This window comes from Celeribacter persicus (assembly GCF_003050785.1).
Taxonomy (GTDB): domain Bacteria; phylum Pseudomonadota; class Alphaproteobacteria; order Rhodobacterales; family Rhodobacteraceae; genus Celeribacter; species Celeribacter persicus.
Genome location: NZ_QAOH01000070.1, coordinates 1 through 2,508 on the forward strand (window position 1 = coordinate 1; position 2,508 = coordinate 2,508).

At 53.4% G+C, this 2,508-nt stretch carries 3 protein-coding genes; 1 reads left to right on the top strand and 2 read right to left on the bottom strand.

Annotation, left to right across the window (positions count from 1 at the left end; all coding sequences use genetic code 11):
* Together C8N42_RS21115 and C8N42_RS21120 are read right to left on the bottom strand one after the other, a co-directional pair.
* A partial coding sequence (locus C8N42_RS21115) for a DUF6538 domain-containing protein (RefSeq protein WP_107818350.1) occupies window positions 1–1,147 on the bottom strand: 1,147 nt, incomplete at its 3' end.
* 44 nt (window positions 1,148–1,191) lie between these two features.
* Window positions 1,192–1,380 (bottom strand): hypothetical protein, encoded by a 189-nt coding sequence (locus tag C8N42_RS21120; protein ID WP_107818352.1) that lies wholly within the window; start codon window positions 1,378–1,380, stop codon window positions 1,192–1,194.
* Window positions 1,381–1,723: 343 nt separating this feature from the next.
* On the opposite strand from C8N42_RS21120, the gene C8N42_RS21125 reads away from it, so the two are divergent.
* Entirely contained in the window at window positions 1,724–2,461 is a 738-nt protein-coding gene (locus C8N42_RS21125) for a putative nucleotide-diphospho-sugar transferase (RefSeq protein ID WP_107818354.1), read from the top strand.
* Window positions 2,462–2,508: the final 47 nt, after the last annotated feature.

Consider the following 2,508-nt stretch of genomic DNA (forward strand, 5'->3'; position numbering starts at 1 on the left):
GGGTGATGAACCACTTCCTGGACGAGTGAAACACGAGACCCGGACGATCAAGGGAGAGTTGCTTCCTGACCCTCGCGAACCGTGTGGTCACCGCCCCAACCTTCAGTCCCGGAAACAGTGGACCAGAACTCGGGAGCTCACGAAACACCTCCTCCAGAACGGGGTGGGCAGGGACGAGCCTCTCAGCTGCATCGGTCTTCAACAGCCGAATATCGTTGGGGCGCACGTGGATGAACGTCCCTAGGTTCCCCTTCGCGACGAGGTCTTCTCGCTTTAGCCCGACGGCTTCCCCTGCTCGCATTCCCGTCAGAAGGCAGGTCAGTAAAACAGGATGCAGCACAGGAGCTTTCAGCCCTAGGATGCGTTTCACCTCCTCGTCCGTCAGAACAGCGTAGGACTTCGGTTTCAGCTTCTGCTCAAAGAGAACTGTCCTGAAGGGGTTGGCCTCAAGCGTCCCCTCGTAGACACACCAGTCGAGGAAGTGATTGGTCTGCGACCAGATGCGTTTCTGCGTCCGCACTGATAGCCGCTGAGACCCTTTGGCAGAGAAAGCCACCAACTGGTCAAGTGACAGTCCTTGCGTCTTCGGTGACTTCCCGACCAGAGGTGAGAGCTGCGCCACCAGCCCAAGGAACTCCCGTCCATCCGCTCTACCGAGGCTGCAGAGGGAACGGTCACCGTATCGGCTCGCGAACAGCCCGACGGAGTAGCGTACCGACTTGAAGCCACCGGGCCTCAGTTCATTGCTTCTTCTGTTCAGGTAAGTCTTCGCTGCGGCCTCGAGATTTACTTTCTCCTTCTGCACGACTGGCCGAAAGTCAGGCCGGACCGCCAGCCCCCCGGAGTGCTCCAGAGAGGTGCGGAGTTGATCAAGGGCGGTCTGGGGTGTCTCCACCCAATCGGGAAGGTTAGCGGGCCTCTCTGAGTCAGAGAGAACCTCTTGTGCAGTATTCCTGACCGTGGCCACCTGCGTCTCATAGCAGGCATTCACCTCTGCCGCCCTGACCCGTGCTGTATGGGTGTCTCTGGTCTTCAGAGATTGCTTCAGGGCTTGTTGACCAAGGACCATGGCGACGTCCTTGGGGTAGTTGCGACGATAGAGCCACGTATGGCCTTGGAGATAGGCATACTTGATCTGAGCAGACATGCTGTCTCCTCCTTCTGTTTTTCAATTTTGGGAAAGGTGCGGCTCTAGTCCGCTGAGAGGTGAACCCCGCGGATCAGCTCGATCGGGGGTTCTCCGTATTCGCCAGCCAGTGGGCCTGTGAGGGCTTGGCCGGTGATGCAGTCGTCATAGACCTCCTCCACACGGAAGAGGTGCTCCGGCACATCGTCAAAGGCTGCAATGATGACGATATCGTCGGGGTGGACATCAATCATCGCCGTTCCTCCATGCCAGCAGGACAGCAAGCATCATAACCGCCGCGACGACCGGGTGAGTGCGAGGCATCATCCAGAGCATCGTGCGGATCACAGCTTTGGGTGGCGGAGATAAAAGAAAACCCCCGGCGAGACTGCCGAGGGCGCGTAGATGTTTCATTGGATCAGCTCCTAATTGCTTCTTTTTATAGATGCAGGAAAGAGCTCGGTTTTGGGGTGGGCTCTCAGTAATGTTATCCTCGGGCTCTTTCAGCGTAAAATTTTGTGGCTCGGCCCTCTTTAATAACAATACGGCTTCAGCTAAGATTCACCCGATTCAACGCATACTGTCTGAGGCCTTCATTTGTCTTTAATATTTTCAATTGCTTACAATGGGTACGATAGGGTTTGGGACAAATGTATTGACAGCCACGGCGTCTATGCAGCGAGGCATGGCTACGCGCAGAGCGTAGTCGGACAAGGGGATTTAAGCGACCTAAGTATGGAGGTTGCTTGGCTAAAGATACCGCTGCTAATCGCGGCTCTAGATGCAGGCAATGAGTGGGTCATGTTCATAGATAGTGATGCAATGTTTTCGGACATAGCACCCCCATTCGAAAGTGTTGAAAAAAAAGAAAAAGACGTTTATCTGGCAAGTGGATATTCTGGTCGGCCCAATTCAGGCGTAATCATCGTTAAGAACACTTCGGGCGCCCGAGACTTTCTCAGTCAAGTCTTAGCAATTGCCGGGAAGCAACTCCCCAAAAAGCATCGCGTGGGGTGGGGCGAGAATGGTGAAGTCATTCATATTACGAGCCAATACGTCGGGTACGAAAATATTAGCCGCAAATGGAACAATAATTTCAATCCCGACTTGGACGACTACGTGAGACACTATAGTGCTGGGCCGCTTCGCAAACTGTACGAGCGAGATAAAACAAGTCAACGTGGTCTTAAAAAGTCTTTGCATTATCACCCATCAAGCAGGCCCGGTTCGCGAGAATTTTATGCCGGGCTTTTATCATTATTAGAAGAGCTTCCAGAAACACCAATATTTGACCTGTTTCGAGTAAGATCTCAGCTAGCGTCATTAGGGAACTAAATCAGAATACGGCAATTACCTTTCGATGTAGTCTTCCTTTTTTCTTG

Bases quoted from the DNA above. Each gene is read 5' to 3' on its own strand.
- C8N42_RS21120 (WP_107818352.1), bottom strand. From the start codon at position 1,380: ATGATTGATGTCCACCCCGACGATATCGTCATCATTGCAGCCTTTGAC.